The sequence below is a fragment of the Streptomyces sp. NPDC003016 genome (assembly GCF_053591455.1).
Genome location: NZ_JBSFTV010000005.1, coordinates 170,466 through 194,665, shown reverse-complemented (window position 1 = coordinate 194,665; position 24,200 = coordinate 170,466). Strand labels below are relative to the sequence as shown.

Here is a 24,200-nt window from a genome sequence, read left to right as displayed (position 1 = left end):
CGCCGGGCAGGGGTACCACCGGGGCAGGGGTCCCGCCGGGCAAGAAGAAAGTGCACGCCGGGCCGGCGTGCACCAGAAAGGCCGTGAACCGCCGCCGGGGCGGGTTACGCGGGAGCGGCGAGTTCCGCCCAGACCGTCTTGCCGGGGGAATCCTGGTTCCGCTCGACTCCCCAGTCGAGACACAGCCGCTCCACGATGAACATGCCGTGGCCGCCGGGCCGTCCCGCCCGGTGCGGCGTACGCGGGGCCGGCTGGCCCGCGCCGCGGTCGACGACCTCCAGGCGCAGCACCTTGCCGTCGCACGCGACGCGCAGCTCTTCCGGCCCCTCGGCGTGCAGGCAGGCGTTGGTGACCAGTTCGGAGACGACCAGCAGGACGTCCTCGGCGGCGGCCCGCCGGTCCGCCGACGAAGCGGGGAGCCAGCCCCAGTCGTACAGCGCCTGGCGGGTGAAGTCACGAGCCAGCGGCACGATGCCGCTGGCACTGCTCAGCGCCAGGGAACGCGCCTGGTCGGTGGCGGACACGGCAGAGGCCGAGCTGTGACTCGCAGCCTCCGGGCCGAGATCATCCGACCGAGGCTGCCGGGTGGTGCTCATCAGCGCTTCACCTCACCGATTCGCCAATTCATCAATTCATCACTGCAGGAACGTGGAGGCTTCCGAAGCCTCCGGAGTCGTCGGGGTCAGAGACCTCCTGCCCGGCCGAACGGTGAGAACACCCACTTTTTCGGTACGGACGTGCGACACGGGTGACCAACCGGTCGACAGGAGGCGCCGGAGGGCCGGAATTCAGTCTTCCATCGCGGTTTCGAGCGACTCGTGGATCGTGAAGACAGCCTCGGCCCCGGTGATCTCGAAGACCCTGGCCACTACCGGCTGCATCCCGGCCAAGTGGACTCCTCCCCCGGCCGCTTCGGCCTTGAGGCGAGCACCGAGCAGCACGTTGAGCCCGGTGGAATCGCAGAAATCGAGCGAGGAGCAGTCGATGACCAGGCGCGAACGCCCGGCTTCGACCGCGTTTTCCAGAGGCTCACGGAGCAGCTCGGCGGTGTGGTGGTCCAGCTCACCCGCCGGCGTGACAATCTCGCTCTGTCCCTCGGTCCGAACTGCGACCCGGAGCCGACCCCGGTTCGCGCTGCCGACCGTCCCGCGCTCCATGCCCGTCTCGTCTCTCTTCGCGGTCGTGCCTGTCATTGACGTGCCAGAACCTTACGCCTTCTGTGCGCCGATCGGTACCCGAAGAGCCGCGCAATACTTACCAATTCGGACATAAGGAACTTGCGAGTGCCGGTCACGAGCGGGTAGGGGTAGGAGGGACACAACCAACACGACCGGCTTTGGAGGCGCCGCACATCGCACGCAGACGTATCGGCATCGGCAGCCATATGCCGAGAACGATGGAGGACACCATGTCACCCCGGCTCGACGACCCGCGCACGCTTCCCCCGCAGCAGACCGCGACGTCGACACCCCCGCCCGAGCAGATCGAGACCGGACCCGAGGGCCTTGAAGGGCTCCCGGAGATCCCCCCGTACGACCAGGTGGGGGCGCTGGACGCCAGGGCACTGTCGAAGACGCTCTTCGGACGTCTGGAAACCCTCGAAGAGGGAACGCACGCGTACGCGTACGTGCGCAACACACTCGTCGAACTCAACCTGGCCCTGGTCAAGTTCGCCGCTTCCCGGTTCCGCTCCCGCAGCGAACCGATGGAGGACATCGTCCAGGTCGGCACCATCGGCCTGATCAAGGCGATCGACCGCTTCGAACTCAGCAGAGGCGTCGAGTTCCCGACCTTCGCGATGCCGACGATCGTCGGCGAGATCAAGCGGTTCTTCCGCGACACGTCCTGGTCGGTCCGCGTGCCGCGGCGCCTCCAGGAACTGCGTCTGGACCTCGCCAAGGCCGGCGACGAGCTCGCCCAGCAGCTCGACCGCTCCCCCACGGTGAGTGAGCTCGCCCAGCGCCTCGACCTCAGCAACGAAGAGGTCGTCGAGGGCATGGCCGCGAGCAACGCGTACACCGCGAGCTCGCTGGACGCCCAGCCCGAGGAGGACGACTCCGAGGGCGCGCTGGCCGACCGCATCGGTTACGAGGACCACGGACTCGAAGGCATCGAGTACATCGAATCCCTGAAGCCGCTGATCGCCGGGCTCCCTGCACGGGACCGGAAGATCCTCTCGCTGCGCTTCGTCGCCAACATGACGCAGTCCGAGATCGGCGACGAGCTCGGCATCTCGCAGATGCACGTGTCGCGCCTGCTGTCGCGCACGCTGACCAAGCTGCGCAAGGGCCTGACGCTGGAGGAGTGACGCCCCGGCGTACGCGTCGACGAGCCCATGAAGAAGTGAGGGCCTGCCCCAGGCGCTATCCGGGGCAGGCCCTCTTCTTCGCCGTGATGCCTACCCGGCGTGCCCGGCCGTACGCACACCCCGGTGCCATACCTCGGCGACGAGCGGCACTCCGGGGCGGTAGGCGAGGTGGACGTGGGACGGGGCGTCGAGGAGGGCCAGGTCGGCGCGGGCGCCGGGGGTGACGCGGCCGACGTCCGTGCGGCGGAGGGCTGCCGCGCCGCCCGCCGTGGCCGACCAGATCGCCTCGTCCGGGGTCATGCCCATCTCCCGTACCGCCAGGGCGACGCAGAACGGCATCGAGCTGGTGAAGGACGAGCCCGGGTTGCAGTCCGTGGACAGCGCGACGGTCGCGCCCGCGTCGATGAGCCTGCGGGCGTCGGGCCAGGCGGCTCGGGTGGAGAACTCGGCGCCGGGCAGCAGCGTGGCGACCGTACGGCTGTTCGCGAGGGCGTCCACGTCGGCGTCGGTGAGGTGGGTGCAGTGGTCGGCGCTCGCCGCGTCGAGTTCGGCGGCGAGCTGGACGCCGGGGCCGTAGCTGAGCTGGTTGGCGTGGATGCGGGGGTGCAGGCCCTTCGCCTTGCCGGCGGTGAGGACGGCGCGGGCCTGGTCGCCGTCGAAGGCGCCCTTCTCGCAGAAGACGTCGATCCAGCGGGCGTGGGGGGCGCAGGCGTCGAGCATGTCGCCGGTGACGAGTTCGACGTACGCCGCCGGGTCGTCGGCGTAGTCGGGGGAGACGATGTGGGCGCCGAGGTAGGTGACCTCGTCGGTGTGGGCGGACGCGATGCGCAGGGCGCGGGCCTCGTCGTGGGTGGTCAGGCCGTAGCCGGATTTCGTCTCGAAGGTGGTCGTGCCCTGGCGCAGCGCCTCGCGGAGGTAGTGGGTGAGGTTCGCTTCGAGCGCCTCGTCGGACGCGGCGCGGGTGGCGGTGACGGTGGTGCGGATGCCGCCGGCGGAGTAGGCGCGGCCCGACATGCGGGCGTTGAACTCCTGGGTGCGGTCGCCGGCGAAGACGAGGTGGGAGTGCGAGTCGACGAAACCGGGGATCGCGGCGCGGCCCTGCGCGTCGTAGGAGGTGTCGGCGGCGGGTGCGGCGGCGGCTTCGCCCACCCAGGCGATGCGGTCGCCTTCCATGACGACGGCGGCGTTCTGGATCAGGCCGAGGGGGCCTGTGCCGGTGCCTTGGGCGGGGTCGTTGGTGACGAGGGTGCCGATGTTGGTGACGAGGGTGGTGCTCACGGGGTCCTCTCGGGGGGCGGTGGGGGCTGGGGCCGACCGCTGCGCGGGGCTTGTTCCCCGGCCCGCCCCTTCCCGGACCGGGGCGGGCCGGGCCGGGCCGGGGTGGAGTGGGAAGGGGCGGGTGGGGAACAAGCCCGCCTCAGGCGCCGCGCCCGTACCCGTTATCTGTAAACGGCGGTGATCGCCTCGGCCAGGGCCCGGGGGACGTCCGGGATCATGGTGTGGGCGCCGTCCTTCACGATGTGGCGGCCCGCCACGACCGTGTGGCGCACGTCGCAGGCCGAGGCCGCGAACACCGCCGTCTCGGCGCCCAGGCGCGGCAGTGGGCCCGCCGTCCTGACCGAGTCCAGGGCGATGGTCGTGAGGTCGGCCAGGGCGCCCGGCTCGATCGTGCCCGCGTCCGGCCAGCCCAGCGCCGCGTGGCCGTCCACCGACGCGGCCCGGAGCAGGGCCGCCGCCGTCCAGTGGCCGCGGGTGCGGGAGCTGAGGCGTTCGTTCAGCTCCATCGCGCGGGCCTCCTCCAGGAGGTCGATCACCGCGTGGCTGTCGCTGCCGAGGGAGAGGGGCGAGCCCGCCCGCTGGAGGCGGGAGGCCGGGCCGATGCCGTCGGCCAGGTCGCGTTCCGTCGTGGGGCACATGCACGTACCCGTGGAGGTTCCGCCGATGAGGGCGATGTCCTCGTTCGTCAGGTGCGTGTTGTGGATGCCCGTGGTGCGGGGGCCGAGGACCCCGTGGTCCGCGAGCAGCCGGGTCGGGGTGCAGCCGTGCGCGGCCAGGCAGGCGTCGTTCTCGGCGGTCTGCTCCGAGAGGTGGACGTGCAGCGGGGCCTCGCGGGCCCGCGCCCAGGCCGCCACCGTCGCCAGCTGGCCGGCGGGGACCGCGCGCACCGAGTGGACGGCCGCGCCGATCCGCGCGTGGTCGCGGTCCTTGAGCAGCGACGCGCGCTCCGCCCAGGCGTCGGCCGTGCCGTCGGAGAAGCGCTGCTGCGGGCGGCTCGGCGGCGTACCGAAGCCCGACGCCAGGTAGGCCGTGTCGAGGAGGGTGATGCGGATGCCGGCCTCGGCGGCGGCCGCGATCAGGGCCTCGCCCATGGCGTTGGGGTCGGAGTAGGGGGTGCCGCCCGGCGCGTGGTGGAGGTAGTGGAACTCCCCCACCGCGCTGACCCCGGCCAGCGCCATCTCCGCGTACACGGCCCGGGCGAGGTCGAAGTACGTCTGCGGGGTGAGGCGGGAGGCGACGCCGTACATCACCTCCCGCCACGTCCAGAACGTGCCCGAGCCCACCTGCACCGTGGATCGCAGCGCCCGGTGGAAGGCGTGCGAGTGGGCGTTGGCGAGGCCGGGGAGGGTCAGGCCCCGCAGGACCACGGCGCCGGGCGGCGGGGCCGGGACGTCCTTGCGGACCGCCGTGATCCGGCCGTCGGTGCCCGTGGCGGAGCCACCGGTGGACACGGTCAGGGCCACGCCCGGTTCGACGAAGGCGTCGAGCCAGGCGTGCTCCAGCCAGTAGGTCACGTGCACGCGAGCCCCTCCAGTACGTCGGCGAGTGCGATGACCCCCGCGACGCAGTCGTCCTCGGCGGCGTACTCGGCCGGGGAGTGCGAGATGCCCGTGGGGTTCCGTACGAACAGCATGGCGGTCGGGACCGAAGCGGACAAAATACCCGCGTCGTGTCCCGCGCCCGTGCCGAGGACGGGGATGCCGCCGCCGAGGAGCTTCGCGAGCTCGTCGCGCAGGGCGTGCTCGAACTCCACCACCGGGGTGAACGACTCCCGCGTGATGCGCAGGTCGATGCCGCAGCGGGTGGCGTTCTCGTGCGCCGCCTGCTCGATGCCGGCGATGACCCGGTCGAGAGTTTCCTGGTCAGCGGCGCGCGAGTCGAGCCAGCCGCGGACCAGCGACGGGATCGCGTTGACACCGTTCGGCTCGACGGCGACCTTCGCGAAGGTGGCGAGGGCCCCGGCGAGCCGCGCCTCGCGGCGGGCGGCGAGGACCGTCTCGGCGTACGTCAGCATCGGGTCGCGGCGGTCCTCCAGGCGGGTGGTGCCCGCGTGGTTGGCCTCGCCGTGGAAGTCGAACCGCCAGCGGCCGTGCGGCCAGATGGCGGACGCGATGCCGACGGGGTGGCCGGCGCCCGCGGCGGAGCCGCTGTCGGACACAGCCAGCGCCCGGCCCTGTTCCACGTGCAGCTCGACGAACGCGCCGATACGGGCCAGGCGTTCCGGGTCCGGGCCGATGGCGGCCGGGTCGTGACCGGCCGCCTCCATCGCCCGGGGGAGGCTGACGCCGTCCCCGTCCCGGAGTTCGTGGGCCTTGGCGGCCGTCAGCTGACCGGCCGCCAGCCGGGAGCCCACGCAGGCCAGACCGAAGCGGGCGCCCTCCTCGTCACCGAAGTTGGTGACGGCCACCGGCTTGGTGAACTCCGCTCCCCTGCGGCGGAGTTCGTCGAGCGCGGCGAAGGAGGACACGACACCGAGCGGGCCGTCGAACGCGCCGCCGTCCGGGACCGAGTCGAGGTGCGAGCCGGTGACGACCGCGTCCCCGGCGAGGGGATCGCCCTGCCAGGCCCACTGGTTGCCGTTGCGGTCCACCTCGTAGGTCAGGCCGCGGGACTCGGCCTGGGCCCTGAACCAGGCGCGGCAGTCGGTGTCCGCCGCCGTCCAGGCGTAGCGGCGGTAGCCGCCGGAGCCGTCGTCGCGGCCGATCGGCAACAGATCCGCCCACATCTCGTGGAACGAGGTGGAGGTGGAGCCGGCGGCGGAGGGGTGCGGCGGGCCGTCGGCGGGCGCCACGGAGGTCACTCGCCCTCCCGCATCGGGACGCGTACGCCCTGCTCGTCCGCCGTCTTCTCCGCGATGTCGTAGCCCGCGTCGACGTGACGGATGACGCCCATGCCCGGGTCGTTCGTCAGTACGCGCCGGATCTTCTCGCCCGCGAGCTCCGTGCCGTCCGCGACCGACACCTGGCCGGCGTGGATCGAGCGGCCCATGCCGACGCCGCCGCCGTGGTGGATGGAGACCCAGGAGGCGCCGGAGGCGACGTTGACCATGGCGTTGAGCAGCGGCCAGTCGGCGATCGCGTCGGAGCCGTCGAGCATGGCCTCGGTCTCGCGGTACGGGGATGCCACCGAGCCGCAGTCGAGGTGGTCGCGGCCGATCGCGAGCGGGGCCGCGAGGGTCCCGTCGGCGACCATGTCGTTGAACAGGGCGCCCGCCTTGTCGCGCTCGCCCTGGCCGAGCCAGCAGATGCGGGCCGGCAGGCCCTGGAAGTGGACGCGCTCGCCGGCCATCTTGATCCAGCGGTGCAGGGACGCGTTCTGGGCGGAGTCGTCCGCCGGGAAGAGGTCGAGCAGCGCCTTGTCGGTCTTGTGGATGTCCGACGCCTCGCCGGACAGCGCCGCCCACCGGAAGGGGCCCCTGCCCTCGCAGAACAGCGGGCGGATGTACGCCGGGACGAAGCCGGGGAAGTCGAAGGCGCGCGCGTACCCGGCCAGCCGGGCCTCGCCGCGGATCGAGTTGCCGTAGTCGAAGACCTCGGCGCCGGCGTCCATGAAGCCGACCATCGCCTCGACGTGCTTCGCCATGGACTCGCGGGCGCGCAGGGTGAAGTCGGCGGGCTTCTCGGCGGCGTACGACGCCATGTCGTCGAACTCGACGCCGACGGGGAGGTACGCGAGCGGGTCGTGGGCGCTGGTCTGGTCGGTGACGATGTCGATGGGCGCGCCCTCGGCCAGCATGCGCGGCAGCAGCTCGGCCGCGTTGCCGAGGAGGCCGATGGACAGCGGCCTGCGGGCGTCGCGGGCCTCGACGGCGAGCTGGAGGGCGTGCTCCAGGCTGTTCGCCTTCACGTCGAGGTAGCGGTGCTCGGTGCGGCGCTCGATGGCGCGCGGGTCGACGTCGATGCAGATGGCGACGCCGTCGTTCATCGTCACGGCCAGCGGCTGGGCGCCGCCCATGCCGCCGAGGCCGGCGGTGAGGGTGATCGTGCCGGCGAGGGTGCCGTTGAACCGCTTCGCCGCGACGGCCGCGAAGGTCTCGTACGTGCCCTGGAGGATGCCCTGGGTGCCGATGTAGATCCACGACCCGGCGGTCATCTGGCCGTACATGGTCAGGCCGAGCGCCTCCAGGCGGCGGAACTCCTCCCAGTTCGCCCAGTCGCCGACCAGGTTGGAGTTGGCGATGAGCACGCGCGGCGCCCACTCGTGGGTCTGCATGACGCCGACCGGGCGCCCGGACTGGACGAGCATCGTCTCGTCCTGCTTCAGGGTCTTCAGGGTGCGCACCATGGCGTCGAACGAGCGCCAGTCCCGCGCCGCCTTGCCCGTGCCGCCGTAGACGACGAGCTTGTCGGGGTGCTCGGCGACCTCGGGATCGAGGTTGTTCTGGAGCATGCGCAGGGCGGCCTCCTGCTGCCATCCCAGGGCGCTCAGCTCCGTACCGCGCGGTGCCCGTACGGGGCGGGGTCCTGACATGGGGTGCCTCCTCGCAAGTGACTGCATCGTCGTCTATTCACATCCTGGCCGGGTGAATAGAACTAGTCAATACCGCCGGCCGCCCGCGCGCGGCCGGAGCCGGTGGTTGGCTGGAACACATGGCTTCGGACATGAGTGCACCCGAGCGGCGCGAGCGGGCCGTACGCGCCGCCGTCGAGCAGGGGGTCGTCGGCCCCGGCGCCCCGCTCGCCGGTCTCCTCGACATCACCGGCATCCGGGCCTCGGCCGCCGCCCTGCGCGCCGCGTTCGACGAGGTCACCCCGCCCGGCACCCCGGTCCTGCACGCCTTCGCCGTCAAGGCGACGCCACTGGTCCCCGTCCTGCGGCTGCTGTACGCGCACGGGGGCATCGGCGCCGAAGTCGCGAGCCCCGGCGAGCTGGCCCTGGCCCGCGCCGCCGGCGTGCGCCCGGCGGACACCGTCCTCGACTCCCCCGCCAAGACCCGAGCCGAGCTGCGCGAAGCCCTCGCCCTGGGCATCGCGGTCAACGCCGACAACCCCCAGGAGCTGGCGCGCATCGACACGCTGGTGAAGTCGGCGGCCCCCGCCTCCCCCGTCGGCCTGCGCGTCAACCCGCAGATCGGCGGCGGCTCCATCGGCGCGCTCTCCACCGCCACCGCCACGTCCAAGTTCGGCGTGGCGCTGCGTGATCCCGGCGCCCGCGCATGGGCCGTGCGCGCCTACCTCGACCGGCCGTGGATGACCCGGCTGCACACCCACTCCGGGTCGCAGGGCCTGCCGCTGGAGCTGATGGTCCGGGGCGTGGCGGCGGCGTACGAACTCGCCGAGGAGGTCAACGCGGCGGCGGGCCGCCGGCAGATCGACACCGTCGACATCGGCGGCGGCCTCCCCGTCGACTTCGCCTCCGACACCGAGACCCCGACGTACGCCGACTACGCCCGCCTCCTCAAGCAGCACGTCCCCGGCCTGCTCGACGGGCGCTACGGCCTGGTCACCGAGTTCGGCCGCTCCCTGCTCGCCAAGCACGGCACGGTCCTCGCCCGCGTCGAGTACGCGAAGACCTCCGGCGGCCGGCCGATCGCCGTCACCCACGCGGGCGTCCAGGTCGCGACGCGGACCGTGTACGCCCCCGAGTCCTGGCCGCTGCGCATCACCGCGTACGACGCGGAGGGCCTGCCCAAGCCGGGCCCGCCCGTCGCGCAGGACGTGGCGGGCCCCGCGTGCTTCGCGGGCGACCTGCTCGCCGAGAACCGGCCGCTGCCGCTCCTGGAACAGGGCGACTACGCGGCGGTGCTGGACACCGGGGCGTACTGCATGGCCGCGCACTACGGTTACAACAGCCTTGCCAGGGCCGGGATCCACGGCTTCACCGCCACCGCCACCGCCGACGGGGTCCGCTTCAGCGTCGTACGGCCGCCGCAGACCTTCGACGAGATCGTCGCCGAGTCGGGCGGGGAACACGCGGACGCGCTCCTGGACTTCTGAGGTTCCGGCCGCACCTGTGGCCCGGACGGCACGCGTCGCACCACACGCATCACACCGGCCGCACCGGGCAGAACATCCCCCAGTCCATCTCGGGGGAGGTTCCCTTGTCCGCATCCGACGCCACACCCGGCGCATCCGCCGCACCAGTCGTCGACGAGACACCGCTCAAGCGCGCGCTCGGGCCCAAGCTGCTGATCCTGTTCGTGATCGGCGACATCCTGGGCACCGGGATCTACGCCACCACGGGAAAGGTGGCGGGGAAGGTCGGCGGCGCGCTGTGGCTGCCGTTCGCGATCGGCTTCCTCGTCGCGGTCCTGACCGCGGCTTCGTACGTCGAACTCGTCGGCAAGTACCCGAAGGCGGCCGGCGCCGCGCTCTACACCCAGAAGGCCTTCAAAGTCCCCTTCCTCACCTTCATCATCGCCTTCATGGTGATGTGCTCGGGCCTGTCGTCCGCGAGCGCGGCCGCCCGCGCCTTCAGCGGCGACTACCTGGCGGAGTTCACGGACGCCGTGCCGCCGACGCTCGTCGCGATCCTGTTCATCGTGGCGCTCGCGGCGCTCAATCTGCGCGGCGTCTCGGAGTCGGTGAAGACGAACGTGGTGCTGACGCTCGTCGAGCTGACCGGCCTGGCGATCATCCTCGTGATCGGCGCGTACGCCGTGTTCTCGGGCGACGGCGAGCCCGCGCGGCTCGGCGAGTTCCAGGCGTCCGGCACCGGTTACGCCCTGCTGACCAGTGTGCTCGGCGCCACCGCGCTCGGCTTCTTCGCCTTCGTCGGCTTCGAGGACTCCGTCAACATGGCGGAGGAGACGAAGGACCCGCAGCGCACCTTCCCGAAGGCGATCTTCATCGGTGTCGCGGTCACCGGCACCATCTACGTCCTGGTCGCGCTGGTCTCCTCGCTGCTCGTCGACTACACGACGCTGGAGAAGTCGAGCGGGCCGCTGCTGGAGGTCGTGAAGGCGGGCGGGGTCGACTTCCCGCCCAGGCTCTTCGCGCTGATCGCGCTGTTCGCCGTGGCGAACTCCGCGCTGATCAACATCATGATGGCCTCGCGGCTCTGCTACGGAATGGCCAACGAGCGCATCCTGCCGCGCGCCATGGGCCGCGTCCTGTCCCGGCGCCGTACGCCCGTCGTCGGCATCGTCTTCGTCTCGCTGCTGGCGATCGGCCTGGTGTCGACGGGCGAGATCGAGGGTCTCGGCGACACCACGGCGTTCCTCCTGCTGTGCGTCTTCGCCGTCGTCAACGTCACCGTGCTGGTGCTGCGCAAGGACCGGGTGGCGCACCGCCACTTCCGTACGCCGACGATCCTGCCGGTGCTCGGCGCGATCACCGCGATCCTCCTCGCCAGTCCGCTGGCCGACCGGCCGGCGGACGTGTACATCCGCGCAGGTGTCCTACTTCTGATCGGAATCGGTCTCTGGGCGATCAATAAAGCAGTAATGAAGATACGAGGCGAAAGCTAGCTGGCATGTGCGCCGGGAAAATGCCGGAACCACGTGCCGGCGCACCTCTCTTTACGTAACGTCCTCACCACTGCCACAGAACGTGTGTCCGGCAGACCGCATCCGTGTGCCACGCCGGAAGGGGGGTTCCGCATGCCCGGAATCGACGAATGTCTGCTCTCGGCGATGGCCGTGCCCGGCGCCCTCGGAGCCTCCCTGGTGGACTGGACGAGCGGGCTCGCGCTCGGTACGGAAGGGCAGTCGCCCAACGGCGACCACGAGGCCACCGCGGCGGAGACCGCGGAACTGGCCCGGATGGCCGCCGAGTACCGGGCGTTCTCCCCGCAGGGGCTCCCCGTCGAGGACGTCATCGTCACCACGCCGAGCGGCTACCACCTGCTGCGCTTCGTCGAGACCGCCTTCGACAGCAGCGTCTTCCTGCACCTGTGGCTCGACCGCGAGGAAGGCAATCTGGCCCTGGCCCGATTACGCCTGCGCGGCCTCGCCGAGCAGTTGGTCCTGGCATGACCGGGGCGGGGGCCGGGGCCACGACCGGGGCCGCGACCGTTTCCCCGATGCTCGTGCGGCTGGCCGCCGAGCGCGCCACCGGCGCCCTGCTGCGGGACCACGGGACCCTCTACCTCGACGAGGGACGGATCGTGCACGCCGAGAGCCCGGCGGCGCCCGGCATCGACGTACTGCTGACCTCGGCCGGGCGGCTGCCCGCCGCGGACTGGCGGGAGGCCGTCGACCGGGCGGGCGCCCGCGGCCGGGTCGGGCGCTTCCTCGTCGACAGCGGCCGGCTGACCGGCGGCGAGCTGGAACTCTGCCATCTGAGCGCGCTGTTCGACGCCGCCTTCTTCGTCCTCGCCCCCGGCAGCGGCCCGACGCGGTTCCGTTACGGGGCGGCCCACTGGCTGGGCCGGATACGCCCGGTCTCCGCCGCGGCGGTCGAGCGGGAGTCGTGGCGGCGCAGACGGCTGCTGGACGGGCTCTGGCCGTACCCGGACACCGACACCGCCCCCGTCGTACGCCGCAGCGGACCGTCGGGGCGGCCGGTCACCCGCAGGCAGCGCGCCGTCCTCGACCTGGCGGACGGCGAACGCACCCCGGGGGACATCGCCCGGGCCCTGGGCCGGCCGGCCTTCCACACGCTGGTCGACGTACGCAGGCTCGCGGCGGCGGGGACGGTCGCCACGCCCCGCGACACCCCGGCGCCCCCGCCCCCCGTGCCCGCCCGGGTCGCGCTGGCCCTGCAGACCACCGACGACCCGGACACCGCCCTGTTGCGCCGGCTCCGCGACGCCCTGGAGGCAAGTCTGTGATTCCCCGGACCGTCGGCGCGGCCCTCGCCACCGCGTCATGAGGCGCGCCCTGAGACAACGTGCCGAAAGGAGAATGCTGATGGCGTCCGAGCCCGAAGTCCTCCACGAGTTGCGGCAGTTGAGAGCCAGGGTCCCCCAGCTGACCGGGTCCCTGGCGGCGAGCGTCGACGGCCTCGTACTGGCTCAGGACACCCCGGCCGTGGAGGCCGAGGGGGTGGCGGCGCTCACCGCGGCGGCGCTCGGCGTCGCGGTACGGCTGGCGGACGCGACCGGGCAGGGCGCCTTCCGCGAGCTGCTCGTGCGCGGTGACGACGGCTACGTGGCCACCTACGCGGCGGGGTCCTCCGCCGTCCTCACGCTCCTCGCCGAACCGCGCGTCAACGTGGGCCGCCTCCATCTGGAGGCGCGCCGGGCCAGTGTCCGCATCGGCGCGCTGGTCGACGGCGCCCGGGCCCGGGAGAACGCATGACCGTACCGAAGCGCACGGCAGCAGCAGCCAGGAACACCACCGGACGAACCATCGGACGAAAAGGAAGTGCGACGCTCATGGCCAACACCGAAACCGCGCTCAAGGAAGCGATGACCGGCATCGAGGGCACCCTGGGTGTCGCCCTGGTCGACTACACCAGCGGCATGGCACTGGGCACCCTCGGCGGCGGCAAGGACCTCGACCTGACGGTGGCCGCCGCGGGCAACACCGATGTGGTGCGCGCCAAGGTCCGCACCATGGAACACCTGGGTCTCAAGGACGAGATCGAGGACATCCTGATCACCCTCGGCGGCCAGTACCACCTGATCCGGCTCCTGAAGGGGCGCGGCACGAACGGCCTGTTCCTCTACCTGGCGCTGGACAAGGCGCGGGCCAATCTCGCGATGGCCCGCCACCAGCTCAAGAGGATCGAGGCCGAACTCGACCTGTGAGCACCGCCGCGGGTGCCGGGCGGCGCCGCGCGCCGCCCGGCGCGGCGTCGCCCGCCGCGATCCCGGTGGTGCGGTACACCGCGACCCGCTTGCCGGCGGGTCCGCCGCCGAGCCAGTCGGTACGTACCCACAGCAGGGTCTCCTCGCGGCGCTCCCCGGCGCCGATCCACACCGCCTTCAGCCACAGTCCGGCGCCCGCGCCCGCCATCAGCAGTCCGCCCGCGCCCGGAACGGCGAACGAGGTGCCCACGGCGGCGAGGAAGGCGGCCGCCAGCCACCAGCGGCGGCCGCGACGCCGGACCCGCGCCGTCACGGACCGGTCCTGGAGGAAGTCGCGGCGGGCGGCGCGGGTGGCCGCCGAGGCCAGAGCGGTGTAACGGCCCCTGCGCGCGAGCAGGGTGGTCGCGGCGGCGACCACGCAGAGCGCGGCCCCCGCCAGCAGCCCGATCCTGCGCCCGGTCAGGCCGGGTACGAGTGCTCCGATCCCGGCGGCCGACAGTCCGAGCCACCACAGCGGCGCCGCCCCGGCCCGTACGACCACCGCCACCCGCGCCAACGACTGTGCCTGTTCTCCGCGCCCCACGACCGCCCCTCCTTGCCGGCTTCGACTGTTTCCAGTCGGGGAGGGTAACGCCCGATTCTGAGCACCGTCTGAGAAACCGCCGATGACACGGAAGGACACAGGCGGACCCAGGCGGACCCAGCGGGCGGGACCGGGCCAAGGGCCGCCGGTCACTCGACGAACAGGCCCCGCGCCGCCGCCTTCGCGTCGAACTCCTCCAGCCGCGCCTGCGCGTCCGGCAGGCCGTCGCACATCGCCTCCAGCAGCACCCGCCCCAGCAGCATCGGCGCGCACGCCGTGTCGAAGGCGAGGCCCGTGCCGACCGCCGCCGGGATCAGCAGGTCGCTGTGGGCGGCCACGGGCGCGAAGGCGGAGTCGGCGACCGTCACCACCGTCAGGCCCTGTTCGCGCGCGTACGCCAGCGCGTCCACGACCTCGCGCGGATGGCGCGGCAGAGCGAAGCACAGCAGCGCGCTCGCGCCCGCCCGGCGGGCCCCGTCGATGCGGTCCGCGAGCATCGTGCCGCCCTCGTCGAGCAGCCGTACGTCCGGGTGGACCTTCGCGGCGAAGTACGCGAAACCGCGGGCCTGCGAAGAAGCGGCGCGCAGGCCGAGGACGGGCAGCGGACGGGAGGCGGCGAGAACCCGGCCCGCCTCCTCGACCGGACGGGGGTCGGTGAGCAGCTCGGCGAGGTGCTGGAGGTTCTCGATCTCGGCCTGGACGGCCTGCTGGTACTCGTTGTAGTGGTCCTCGCCCCGCGCGGACTCGGCGGGCGCGACCTCGCGCAGGTGCTTGCGCAGCGCCGGGTAGCCGTCGAAGCCGAGTGCGACCGCGAAGCGGGTGACGGAGGGCTGACTGACCCCGGCCAGTTCGGCGAGCTCGACGCTCGACAGGAACGGCACCTCGGCGGCCTTGCGTACCATGCAGTGCGCGATGCGCCGCTGGGTCGGCGTGAGCCGGTGCCCGTCGAAGAGCTGCTGCAGTCGTGCGGCAGGGCTGTCGCTCATGCCATCCCCCTCGGAGGTCGGTGAATCGGAGGTCGGTGAATCGGAGGCCGGTGAATCGGAGGCCGGTGAATCGGAGGCCCGCGTATCAGGTGTCCGCGAACCGGTCGAGCAGCGCGGCCGCCGCAGTCACATCATCGGTGAGCGGGCGGTCCACGTGTCCGGGATCGAGCGCGGCGTCCGCGAGCGCGAAGGCGCGGCCGACCGGGAGCGCCGGGCCAGGGCGCAGATCACGCTGACGCAACGCCCCTACGGCGGCGGCACGTTCGCAGCCGGCGCCGTGGGCGAGCCGTACGGCATCGGCGACGGGGAGGCTCTGCCCGCCCGGGACGACCGCCCTGTGGGACGACTTCATTCGTGAACCCCTCCTTTCCGGACAGCTCGTCTCGCACACCGGCCGGCCGCCACCGGTGATTCACCTCGGGGCATGGGCATCTATTCAGTCACACAGAATTCTGCATGATTGTATGCAGTCCCGGCAGGGAACGGCCGATGCCCACATGCGGCGCAGCGCACAAGCGCTCCACATGACCCACCGCATGCTCGACCCGGCCTCGGGCACCATCCGGGTCGCGGGCCGGCACATCCTCGAAGCGGACGCCGCCGAGCTGCGCCGCGGCACCGGTTACGTCATCCAGCAGTCGGGGCTCTTCCCGCACCGCACCGTCCTCGGCGACACGACGGGCATCGTGGTCTTCGCGGCCGTCACCGCGTGACCCCCGTCAGCCGGCCGGCCGGGCGACGATCCGGTAGTGCTCGCCGGCCCGGGTGGGCAGGGTGAGCACGCCGTCGTCCACCGTGTGACCGGCGGGCTCCCCGTCCTGCGCGTCGTCCCGTACGACACGGAACGGGCCCGCGAAGAGCGGGCTGCGCAGCCTCGCGGTCACCCCGCTGCCCGAGGTGATCCGGATCTCCGTGGCCGCCCCCCGCCGCCAGTCCACGCCGACGGTGAAGTCGCCGCGGGCGCGCAGGCCGTCGTACGACCCGCGTGCGGCCCAGACCGAGGGCAGCGCGGGCAGCACGTCGACGACAGTGCCCGCACCTGCGTCCGCGCCCGCGTCGCGCCCGTGGCTCTGGAGCAGCATCTCCGCGATGCCGGCCGTGGCTCCGAAGTTGCCGTCGATCTGGAACGGCGGATGGGTGTCCCAGAGGTTCGGCAGGGTGGAGGACTTCAGCTGTTCGGCGAGCATCCTGGCGGCGTGGTCGCCGTCGCGCAGCCGCGCCCAGAAGTTGATCTTCCATGCCTTCGACCAGCCGGTGCCGCCGTCCCCGCGCGCCGTGAGCGACACGCGCGCCGCGTCGGCGTACGCCGAACCGGCCTCGATCCGGCGCCCCGGGTGCAGCGCGAAGAGGTGGGAGACGTGCCGATGGGTGTTGGTGCGGCTGTCGAGGTCGGCCTTCCACTCCTGGAGCTGGCCCCACGAACCGATGCGCAGCCCGGAGTCGAGGCCGTCGAGCGCGTCCCTGACCTCCGCACGGAACCCGGCGTCGGCGCCCAGGACTTCGCTCGCCTCGGCGGTGTTCGTGAGCAGGTCGTGCACGATCTGCTGGGAGAGGGAAGGACCGGCCGTGAAGTCGCCCTGTTCGGGCGAGTAGCCGGGCGAGACGACCAGCTTGCCGTCGCGCGGGTCGGTGTGCAGGTTCGCCAGCCAGAACCGGGCCGCCTCCTTCATCGCGGGGTAGGCCGTCTCCCGCAGGAAGTCCTCGTCCCGGCCGAAGAGGTAGTGCTCGTACAGCTGCTGGACCAGCCAGCCGTTGGCCTCCGGCATCCAGAAGGAGGTGGGCCAGTCGTGCACGCCGGTGTGGCCGAACGCGTTGGTGTTCTGGTGCACCACCCAGCCTTGCGTGCCGAACATCGACCGGGCGGTCCTGCGCCCCGGCGCCCGCAGGCCCTCGATGAACTCGTGGTACGGCCGGGCGGTCTCCGCGAGGTTCGCCGGCTCGGCCGGCCAGTAGTTCATCTGGAGGTTGATGTTGGTGTGGTAGTCCGCGTTCCAGGGCGGGGTGTTGGAGTTGTTCCACACGCCTTGGAGGTTGGCGGGGAGCGAACCGGGCCGCGAGGAGGCGATGAGCAGGTACCGCCCGTACGCGAAGAAGAGCGCTTCCAGCGCGCGGTCGGCGGGTGACGCCCCGTCGCCCGTGTAGGAGCCGAGCAGCTGGTCGGTCGGCACATCGGGGGTCGCGCGCTGCCCGATGTCCAGCCGCACCCGGTCGAACAGCGCCCGGTGGTCGGCCGCATGGGCCCGCAGCAGCTCGCCGTACGGCTGCTCGGCGGCCCGGTCGACGGCGGCCGTGACGCGGGCGTGCGGGTCCTCGCCCCGGTAGTCCGGAGGGGTGGGGGCGTAGTCCGTCCCGGCGCAGAACACGAACGTGGCGCTGTCCGCGCCGGTGACGGTGATCCGCCCGTCGTCGCCGTCGGCCCGCTTCCCGCCGGTGGTGAGGACCCGTACCTGCCCCTCGTACGTCAGCCCGTTGTCGGCGAGCGCGCCGCGGACGAGCAGCCGGCCGTCCTTCGCCGTCACCGACGCCCGGTCCTGCGCGCTCCTGAAACCCAGCGTGAAGGAGACCTTTCCGGGCCGGTCGGCGGAGATCCGCCCGACGACGACGCCGCCGGGGCGGCTGGCGAAGTACGCACGGGTGAAGCGGGTCTCCCCGTCGCCGTACGAGACGGTGGCGACGGCGTCGGCGAGGTCGAGGCCGCGGCGGTAGCCGGCGGGCGAGGCCGGAGCGCCGGGCACGTCGAGGAAGAGGTCGCCGAAGTTCTGGTAGTCGCCGAAGCCGGGGATCCTGCCGCCGGTCGCGTACGCCGGGTTGCCGAGCCGCCGGGACACCTCGTCGGGGTCCATCGCCCCCTTCTCGTCGATGATCCTCTGCACGTCGGCGAGGGCCCCGGGGCGCGGCGTGGGCCAGTCGCCGTGGTCGTAGCCCTCCGCGCTGCCGGGGCCGCCGGTCCACAGGGACTTCTCGTTGAGCTGCAACCGCTCCCGTGCCACCTCGCCGAAGACCATGGCGCCCAGGGCGCCATTGCCGATGGGCAGCGCTTCGCGCTCCCAGTCGGTGGCGGGCTCGTCGTACCAAAGGAGGGTGGGAGAGGCGGCGGGAGCGTGGGCGGCGCCGCCGCCGGTCGTTCCCGGAGAGGCGGAGACGGTGGCGAGACCGGTGGCTGCGGTCATGACCGTTCTCCGGGTGCGCTTCCGCGACAACGGACCCACTCCTCAAGCAGTAGCGGCACAAGAGCTCGGATGAATGACGAGCCGAACCTAGGAGGAGAGGGGCGGTCGAGGCAATAGTGCGGCACCGCTCGGCGAGATGTGCGCTCAGTCATCGGGTGTACGGCGGTGGGGGAAGCGGCGGGCTGTCCGTCCGAGGCGCAGGGCGGCTTGGGCGCGGGTCCAGGTCCTCACCGGGTCGGACGCCTCCGCCTCCCCGGTGGTGGAGGTCGGCGCGCCGCGCCCCCCGCACCGGCGCGTGATCGCGGCATGGGGCGGCCGGCCGCCGCCGCGAGGAGGCCGCACCGGCGGCTTCTCCCCTCGCGAAAGGGGGGGTAGCCCTACTGCGGCAAGCCACCCCGCTCCCTAGCGTTGTCACCATGGAAGCCCGCGACCCTGAACTGAAGAAGGAACTCGACGCCACCTTGCGTGCCCGCAAGGAGCTGGGCGAGGACTACGAGTCCGCGCTGGTCGAGTCGTTCCTGGAGAAGGTCGAGCAGCGTCTCGACAGTACGGTCGACCGCCGCGTCCGGCGCCGGCTCGCCGAGCAGCGGACGGCCACCGCCCGGGGCACCGCCGAGCCGCCGCGCGGCGGGCCGGGCTTCGGCGAGCGGTTCGGCTTCGGCGCGGTCTCGCTGGTCCTCGCCGTCCCGCTGTCGGCGATCGGCGTCGCGAACGAGGGCCTCAAGGGCCTGGTGGTGGCCTGGCTGGGCATCGTCGGCGTCAACGCGGTCCACGCGGTGCGCGGTCTGCCCCGGCTGCGCGGGGACCGCGGGAAGTCCGACTGGGAGGAGTGAGAAGGAGGCAGTGGCGCGGGGACCGCCGCACCCCCGGTTGCCCGGAGGGCGGGACGACGGCGGTCCCCGCGAGGGGCGCGGGCCGGGTTCAGGGCCGGCCTCGCGTCCAGGCGTCCATGGAGGTCCGGGAGCCGCTCCGGTTCTCCTTGACGCCGACAACGACCACTGTGCCCCAGGCGTGTTAAGCCGGTGCTGCGCGGACGTGTCGCGCTCGTACCGCTTTCGCGAACCGCGGCCTTCCGCCTCCCCGGGAAGCCGCGGCCACGGATGCGCCCACGACCGCGCTCACGCCTGCGGTTACGGCTGCGCCTGCGGCTTCGCCAGGAAGGCCAGCAGGTCCTGCCTGCTCACCACACCCGTCGGCTTCCCCTCGACCAGCACGATGGCCGCGTCGTGCTGCCCCTTGCCGCCCAGCACCGCCATCAGGTCCTCCACCGGCTCGCCCGAGCCGACCTGCGGCAGCGGCGCGCTCATGTGCTTGTCCAGCGGGTCGTTCAAGGACGCGCGCTGCGCGAACAGGGCGTTCAGCAGCTCGCGTTCGACGACCGAGCCGATGACCTCGGCGGCCATGACGTCCGGGTGGCCCGCACCCGGCTTCACGATCGGCATCTGCGAGACGCCGTACTCGCGCAGCACCTCGATCGCCTCGCCGACGGTCTCCTCCGGGTGCATGTGCACCAGCTTGGGGATCGCGCCCTCCTTGTGCCGCAGGACGTCGCCGACGCTCGCGGACGGGCCCGAGTCCTCCAGGAAGCCGTAGTCCGCCATCCACTCGTCGTTGAAGATCTTGCTGAGGTAGCCGCGGCCGCTGTCCGGCAGCAGGACGACCACGACGTCGTCGGGGCCGAGCCGCTCCGCCACCCGCAGCGCGCCGACCACCGCCATGCCGCAGGAGCCGCCGACCAGCAGGCCCTCCTCCTTGGCGAGGCGCCGCGTCATCTGGAACGAGTCCTTGTCGGACACCGCGACGATCTCGTCCGTGACGGTCCGGTCGTACGCCGACGGCCAGAAGTCCTCACCGACGCCCTCGACGAGGTACGGCCGCCCCGAGCCGCCGGAGTACACCGAGCCCTCCGGGTCCGCGCCGATGACCTTGACCCTGCCGCCGCTGACCTCCTTCAGGTAGCGGCCGGTCCCGGTGATCGTGCCGCCGGTGCCGACGCCCGTGACGAAGTGGGTGATCTTCCCATCCGTCTGCGTCCACAGTTCGGGACCGGTGGTCTCGTAGTGCGAGCGCGGGTTGTTCGGGTTGCTGTACTGGTCGGGCTTCCAGGCGCCCGGCGTCTCGGCGACCAGCCGGTCGGAGACGTTGTAGTACGAGTCGGGGTGCCCGGGGTCGACGGCCGTGGGGCACACGACGACCTCGGCGCCGTACGCGCGCAGCACGTTGATCTTGTCCGTGGACACCTTGTCCGGGCAGACGAAGATGCACTTGTAGCCCTTCTGCTGGGCCACGATGGCGAGACCGACACCGGTGTTGCCGGACGTCGGCTCGACGATCGTGCCGCCGGGCTCGAGGGCGCCGCTCTCCTCCGCCGCCTCGATCATGCGCAGGGCGATCCGGTCCTTCACGGACCCGCCCGGGTTGAAGTACTCGACCTTGGCCAGGACTGTCGCCTGGATGCCGGCCGTCACACTGCCCAGCCTCACGAGCGGGGTGTTGCCGACGAGGGTGATCATCGAGTCGTGAAATTGCACGATTTTCTCCGGGGTCTCCGTGATGGTGCAGCCCAGCGTAAAGGGCCGACGACGGCGCGTTCACCTCTGGGCGCGATTGAAAAGCGCCCACTACCGGGCAGTAAGCAAGTGTGCGGGAGGCTTCGAGGAGGTGGCTGCGACGGTGTCGAGGGCAAGGGTGGCACGGCGGATCGCCGCCGGCGCGGCGTACGGCGGGGGCAGCATCGGTCTGGTCGGCGCGGCGGCGGTGGGGATCTTCCTCGCCGAGGTCCAGCTGGCCAAGCGGTCGGTGGGTGGCGGCCGGGCCCCGGTGCCCCCACTGGCGGACGGGCTCTACGGCATGCCCCTGGCCGGGTACCCCATGGATCCCCCGCTGCGGCTCGCCATGCTCGGTGACTCGACGGCGGCCGGCCAGGGCGTACGCCGGGCCGGGCAGACACCGGGGGCGCTGCTCGCGTCCGGTCTCGCGGCGGTGGCGGAGCGCCCGGTCGCACTCCACAACGTCGCGCAGCCCGGAGCGCGGTCCGACGACCTGGAGCGCCAGGTCACGGTGGCGCTGGCGGACCGGGAGCGGCAGCCGGACGTCTGCGTGATCATGGTCGGCGCGAACGACGTCACGCACCGCATGCCGCCCACGCAGTCGGTGCGCCACCTCGCCTCGGCGGTACGGCGCCTGCGTACGGCGGGGGTGGAGGTGGTCGTCGGCACCTGCCCCGACCTGGGCACGATCGAGCCGGTCTACCAGCCGCTGCGGTGGCTGGCCCGGCGCGTCTCGCGGCAGCTCGCGGCGGCGCAGACGATCGGCACGGTGGAGCAGGGCGGCCGTACGGTGTCGCTGGGCGACCTGCTGGGCCCCGAGTTCCTCGCGAACCCCCGCGAGCTGTTCGGCCCGGACAACTACCACCCCTCGGCGGAGGGCTACGCGACCGCGGCGATGGCCGTACTGCCCACACTGTGCGCGGCGCTCGGGCTGTGGCCGGAGTCGGACCGCCTGGACGCCTCGCGCGACGAGGACATGCTGCCGGTCGCCAAGGCGGCGGCAGAGGCCGCGGCGGAAGCCGGTACGGAGGTCACCGCCGCACGGGCCCCCTGGGCCCTCCTCAAGCACCGCCGCCGCCGGCGCCTCCCCGTCCCGGCGGAACCGGCCCACCAGCCGGAGCCCCGCCGCGCGCTGTGACCCTTCCCGGCTCCGCCGCGCGGGGCGGAGCCGCAGTTTGGGCACGGGGCGGGCAGGGGAAGGAAACCCACCGACTGAGCGGACGCTTAGAAAAGAGGCCCGCATCACATCACCCGGTCGGTGACCGCAGCCGTACGTACGGGTAACTTCCCACTCAGCCGTGCCCAACCGCCCTTCTCGCCCCCATGGAGCCGTCGTGCCCGAAGCCGTGATCGTTTCCACCGCCCGTTCGCCCATCGGCCGCGCCTTCAAGGGCTCCCTGAAGGACCTGCGGCCCGACGACCTGACCGCCACCATCGTGCAGGCCGCCCTCGCCAAGGTGCCCGAGCTCGACCCGCGCGACATCGACGACCTCATGCTCGGCTGCGGCCTCCCCGGTGGCGAGCAGGGGCACAACCTGGGCCGCATCGTCGCCGTACAGATGGGCATGGACCACCTGCCGGGCTGCACCGTCACCCGGTACTGCTCCTCCTCCCTCCAGACCTCCCGCATGGCACTGCACGCCATCAAGGCCGGTGAGGGCGACGTCTTCGTCTCCGCCGGTGTCGAGATGGTGTCCCGCTCCGTCAAGGGCAGCTCCGACGGCATGCCCGACACCCACAACCCGCTGTTCGCCGAGGCGGAGGCCCGTACCGCCGCCGTCGCGCAGAGCGAGGGCGCGGACTGGCACGACCCGCGCGAGGACGGCCTCGTCCCCGACGCGTACATCGCCATGGGCCAGACCGCCGAGAACCTCGCCCGCCTCAAGGGCGTCTCCCGCGCCGAGATGGACGAGTTCGGCGTACGGTCGCAGAACCTCGCCGAGCAGGCCATCAAGAACGGTTTCTGGGAGCGCGAGATCACCCCGGTCACGACCCCCGACGGGACCGTCGTGTCGCAGGACGACGGCCCGCGCGCCGGCGTCACCCTCGAAGGCGTCCAGGGCCTGAAGCCCGTCTTCCGCCCCGACGGCCGCGTCACCGCCGGCAACTGCTGCCCGCTCAACGACGGCGCCGCCGCCCTCGTCATCATGAGCGACACCAAGGCCCGTGAGCTGGGCCTGACCCCGCTGGCGCGGATCGTCTCGACCGGCGTCTCCGGGCTCTCGCCCGAGATCATGGGGTACGGCCCGGTCGAGGCCAGCAGGCAGGCGCTCAAGCGCGCCGGGCTGACCATCGGCGACATCGACCTCGCCGAGATCAACGAGGCCTTCGCCGCCCAGGTCATCCCGTCCTACCAGGACCTCGGCCTGGACCTGGACAAGCTCAACGTCAACGGCGGCGCCATCGCCGTCGGCCACCCCTTCGGCATGACCGGCGCCCGCATCACCGGCACGCTGATCAACAGCCTCCAGTTCCACGACAAGCAGTTCGGTCTGGAGACGATGTGCGTGGGCGGTGGCCAGGGCATGGCGATGGTCGTCGAGCGCCTCAGCTGACCCCGTCCGGGGCCCCGACCGCACCCGGTTCGTAATCCAATCTCCCCCAGGATGTGATCTATCTCCTGGGGGAGAGGCATACCCCCAGGTCAAGGACGGTTTCAGGCCGAACGCCCGCCAGAAAGATCTGTCCAATTCGTGACGTAATGCACTGACAGGCGGCGCGCACTCACCTCAAGCTGATGTAGGAAGTCGGGGGATCGATGAAACCGGGAGTAAGTCAGTGAGCGCCATGCCTCTTGCCCTGCTGCTGACCACGGCCGTCGCCACGGCTGTGGGCGCCGCTGCCCTGCACGCAGTCCACGGACTGCGCAAGCAGGTCGCCGCTCTGCGTACCGAACTCACAGCAGCCGCGTTCGGCCGCTCCGGGGCCGCCGTCCCCCGGCAGCCCCGTTTCGCGGAGGCCGACGGGATACGGACGGCCGTGGCCGAGGCCCTCGCGGAGGAGCGCGAGCGCGAGCTCGCCGAGGCGCGCGCCTTCTGGGCCGCGCAGGAGGCCCGTGACGCCGCCGACGCCCCGTCGCTGCTGGGCGGCCTGGCCGGCCTGGGCGACGAGACGCCTCCGTTCTTCGTCCCGCGCCAGGCGGACTTCACGGGCCTGGAGTCGTTCGACGCGTACGAGGCGCTCGAATCCCTCGACCGGGCCGACCGGGCCGACGCCCTCGATCCCCTCGGCTGCGTCGACGGCATCGACGGCATCGACGGCATCGAAGGGCTGGACGACCTGGAGCCGGCCGACGCGTTCCCCGAGGACTCCCCCGAGCTGGCCGCCGCCCGCCGCCGCCACCCTTCGCACCCGGACTTCGTGCCGGTGCAGGCGCCGGTCGTGACCGACCACGAGCGCACCGTGGCCCGCCTGGAAGAGCTCGCGGCCGCCCGTACCGCGCTCACCGACGTACGCCCGGGACCGCTCGGCACCCTCGACGTCTACGTCTTCACGGACGGTACGACGCTCTGCATGACCCCCGGCCACCGCGAGACCGCCGAGCGTCTCGCCGAGTCGCTGCGCGCCGGCGAGTCCCCGGTCCTGCTGGGCGGCTCCGGGATCTCCGGTGCGTACGCGCTGACCTTCTCCTGCGGCGAGGAGAGCGTCTACATCCTCGCCGACCGCGTCATCGCGTCGGTCTGAGCGGCCGAC

General features: G+C 72.4%; 21 protein-coding genes and 2 pseudogenes. 12 read left to right on the top strand and 11 right to left on the bottom strand.

The window, feature by feature from the left end; all coding sequences use genetic code 11:
• Window positions 1-104: 104 nt before the first annotated feature.
• Both ACWDZ4_RS06220 and ACWDZ4_RS06215 read right to left on the bottom strand, forming a co-directional pair.
• On the bottom strand, window positions 105-596 hold the full coding sequence (locus ACWDZ4_RS06220; RefSeq protein ID WP_451507262.1) for an ATP-binding protein: 492 nt from the start codon (window positions 594-596) through the stop codon (window positions 105-107).
• Window positions 597-788: 192 nt separating this feature from the next.
• On the bottom strand, window positions 789-1,157 hold the full coding sequence (locus ACWDZ4_RS06215; protein WP_451507306.1) for an STAS domain-containing protein: 369 nt from the start codon (window positions 1,155-1,157) through the stop codon (window positions 789-791).
• Between the two features lie 251 nt (window positions 1,158-1,408).
• On the opposite strand from ACWDZ4_RS06215, the gene ACWDZ4_RS06210 reads away from it, so the two are divergent.
• Complete coding sequence (locus ACWDZ4_RS06210; RefSeq protein WP_451507261.1) at window positions 1,409-2,308, top strand: RNA polymerase sigma factor SigF; 900 nt, start codon at window positions 1,409-1,411, stop codon at window positions 2,306-2,308.
• Window positions 2,309-2,398: 90 nt separating this feature from the next.
• Here ACWDZ4_RS06210 and hutI read toward each other — a convergent pair whose 3' ends face one another.
• The 4 genes from hutI to hutU all read right to left on the bottom strand — a co-directional run bounded on the left by hutI (window position 2,399) and on the right by hutU (window position 8,056).
• Window positions 2,399-3,586, bottom strand: coding sequence for an imidazolonepropionase (gene hutI, locus ACWDZ4_RS06205; protein WP_451507260.1), 1,188 nt, complete (start codon window positions 3,584-3,586; stop codon window positions 2,399-2,401).
• Between the two features lie 161 nt (window positions 3,587-3,747).
• Entirely contained in the window at window positions 3,748-5,106 is a 1,359-nt protein-coding gene (locus ACWDZ4_RS06200; protein WP_451507259.1) for a formimidoylglutamate deiminase, read from the bottom strand.
• Window positions 5,097-6,311 carry an allantoate amidohydrolase gene (locus ACWDZ4_RS06195; RefSeq protein WP_451507305.1) on the bottom strand — a complete coding sequence of 405 codons (1,215 nt, stop codon included), beginning with the start codon at window positions 6,309-6,311 and terminating at the stop codon, window positions 5,097-5,099. Before ACWDZ4_RS06195 ends, ACWDZ4_RS06200 begins: the two co-directional genes overlap by 10 nt.
• 71 nt (window positions 6,312-6,382) lie before the next feature.
• Complete coding sequence (gene hutU / locus ACWDZ4_RS06190) at window positions 6,383-8,056, bottom strand: urocanate hydratase (RefSeq protein WP_451507258.1); 1,674 nt, start codon at window positions 8,054-8,056, stop codon at window positions 6,383-6,385.
• A gap of 119 nt (window positions 8,057-8,175) precedes the next feature.
• Between hutU and ACWDZ4_RS06185 the strand changes: the two genes are divergently transcribed.
• The 6 genes from ACWDZ4_RS06185 to ACWDZ4_RS06160 all read left to right on the top strand — a co-directional run bounded on the left by ACWDZ4_RS06185 (window position 8,176) and on the right by ACWDZ4_RS06160 (window position 13,219).
• Window positions 8,176-9,522 carry a diaminopimelate decarboxylase gene (locus tag ACWDZ4_RS06185; protein WP_451507257.1) on the top strand — a complete coding sequence of 449 codons (1,347 nt, stop codon included), beginning with the start codon at window positions 8,176-8,178 and terminating at the stop codon, window positions 9,520-9,522.
• A 104-nt stretch (window positions 9,523-9,626) separates the two neighbouring features.
• A complete protein-coding gene (locus ACWDZ4_RS06180; protein ID WP_451507256.1) occupies window positions 9,627-10,994 on the top strand; it encodes an APC family permease in 1,368 nt (455 codons plus the stop codon).
• A gap of 132 nt (window positions 10,995-11,126) precedes the next feature.
• Window positions 11,127-11,501: a hypothetical protein gene (locus ACWDZ4_RS06175; protein ID WP_451507255.1), complete on the top strand. Its 375-nt coding sequence runs from the start codon at window positions 11,127-11,129 to the stop codon at window positions 11,499-11,501.
• A gap of 47 nt (window positions 11,502-11,548) precedes the next feature.
• A complete protein-coding gene (locus ACWDZ4_RS06170; protein WP_451507254.1) occupies window positions 11,549-12,298 on the top strand; it encodes a transcriptional regulator in 750 nt (249 codons plus the stop codon).
• A gap of 37 nt (window positions 12,299-12,335) precedes the next feature.
• Entirely contained in the window at window positions 12,336-12,767 is a 432-nt protein-coding gene (locus ACWDZ4_RS06165) for a roadblock/LC7 domain-containing protein (RefSeq protein ID WP_451507253.1), read from the top strand.
• Window positions 12,768-12,844: 77 nt separating this feature from the next.
• Entirely contained in the window at window positions 12,845-13,219 is a 375-nt protein-coding gene (locus tag ACWDZ4_RS06160) for a hypothetical protein (RefSeq protein ID WP_451507252.1), read from the top strand.
• Here the strand turns inward: ACWDZ4_RS06160 and ACWDZ4_RS06155 are convergent.
• The 3 genes and pseudogenes from ACWDZ4_RS06155 to ACWDZ4_RS06145 all read right to left on the bottom strand — a co-directional run.
• A complete protein-coding gene (locus tag ACWDZ4_RS06155; RefSeq protein WP_451507251.1) occupies window positions 13,188-13,802 on the bottom strand; it encodes a hypothetical protein in 615 nt (204 codons plus the stop codon). The genes ACWDZ4_RS06160 and ACWDZ4_RS06155 overlap by 32 nt on opposite strands.
• A 149-nt stretch (window positions 13,803-13,951) precedes the next feature.
• Window positions 13,952-14,788 (bottom strand): MurR/RpiR family transcriptional regulator, encoded by an 837-nt coding sequence (locus ACWDZ4_RS06150; RefSeq protein WP_451507250.1) that lies wholly within the window; start codon window positions 14,786-14,788, stop codon window positions 13,952-13,954.
• A gap of 85 nt (window positions 14,789-14,873) precedes the next feature.
• Window positions 14,874-15,104 (bottom strand): annotated as a pseudogene (locus ACWDZ4_RS06145) (histidine ammonia-lyase); the annotation flags it as partial.
• Between the two features lie 202 nt (window positions 15,105-15,306).
• Here ACWDZ4_RS06145 and ACWDZ4_RS06140 point away from each other — a divergent pair.
• A pseudogene (locus tag ACWDZ4_RS06140) lies at window positions 15,307-15,456 on the top strand (ABC transporter ATP-binding protein); the annotation flags it as partial.
• Between the two features lie 51 nt (window positions 15,457-15,507).
• Here the strand turns inward: ACWDZ4_RS06140 and ACWDZ4_RS06135 are convergent.
• Entirely contained in the window at window positions 15,508-17,958 is a 2,451-nt protein-coding gene (locus ACWDZ4_RS06135) for a glycoside hydrolase family 95 protein (RefSeq protein WP_451507249.1), read from the bottom strand.
• Between the two features lie 416 nt (window positions 17,959-18,374).
• On the opposite strand from ACWDZ4_RS06135, the gene ACWDZ4_RS06130 reads away from it, so the two are divergent.
• Window positions 18,375-18,791, top strand: a complete 417-nt coding sequence (locus ACWDZ4_RS06130) for a hypothetical protein (protein ID WP_451507248.1) — start codon at window positions 18,375-18,377, stop codon at window positions 18,789-18,791.
• Between the two features lie 297 nt (window positions 18,792-19,088).
• Here ACWDZ4_RS06130 and ACWDZ4_RS06125 read toward each other — a convergent pair whose 3' ends face one another.
• Window positions 19,089-20,489, bottom strand: coding sequence for a cystathionine beta-synthase (locus ACWDZ4_RS06125; RefSeq protein ID WP_451507247.1), 1,401 nt, complete (start codon window positions 20,487-20,489; stop codon window positions 19,089-19,091).
• Between the two features lie 157 nt (window positions 20,490-20,646).
• Here ACWDZ4_RS06125 and ACWDZ4_RS06120 point away from each other — a divergent pair, with 157 nt between their 5' ends.
• The 3 genes from ACWDZ4_RS06120 to ACWDZ4_RS06110 all read left to right on the top strand — a co-directional run bounded on the left by ACWDZ4_RS06120 (window position 20,647) and on the right by ACWDZ4_RS06110 (window position 24,191).
• Window positions 20,647-21,645: an SGNH/GDSL hydrolase family protein gene (locus tag ACWDZ4_RS06120; RefSeq protein WP_451507304.1), complete on the top strand. Its 999-nt coding sequence runs from the start codon at window positions 20,647-20,649 to the stop codon at window positions 21,643-21,645.
• A gap of 196 nt (window positions 21,646-21,841) precedes the next feature.
• Complete coding sequence (locus ACWDZ4_RS06115) at window positions 21,842-23,062, top strand: acetyl-CoA C-acetyltransferase (protein ID WP_451507246.1); 1,221 nt, start codon at window positions 21,842-21,844, stop codon at window positions 23,060-23,062.
• 232 nt (window positions 23,063-23,294) lie between these two features.
• Window positions 23,295-24,191, top strand: coding sequence for a hypothetical protein (locus ACWDZ4_RS06110; RefSeq protein WP_451507303.1), 897 nt, complete (start codon window positions 23,295-23,297; stop codon window positions 24,189-24,191).
• Window positions 24,192-24,200 lie beyond the last annotated feature (9 nt).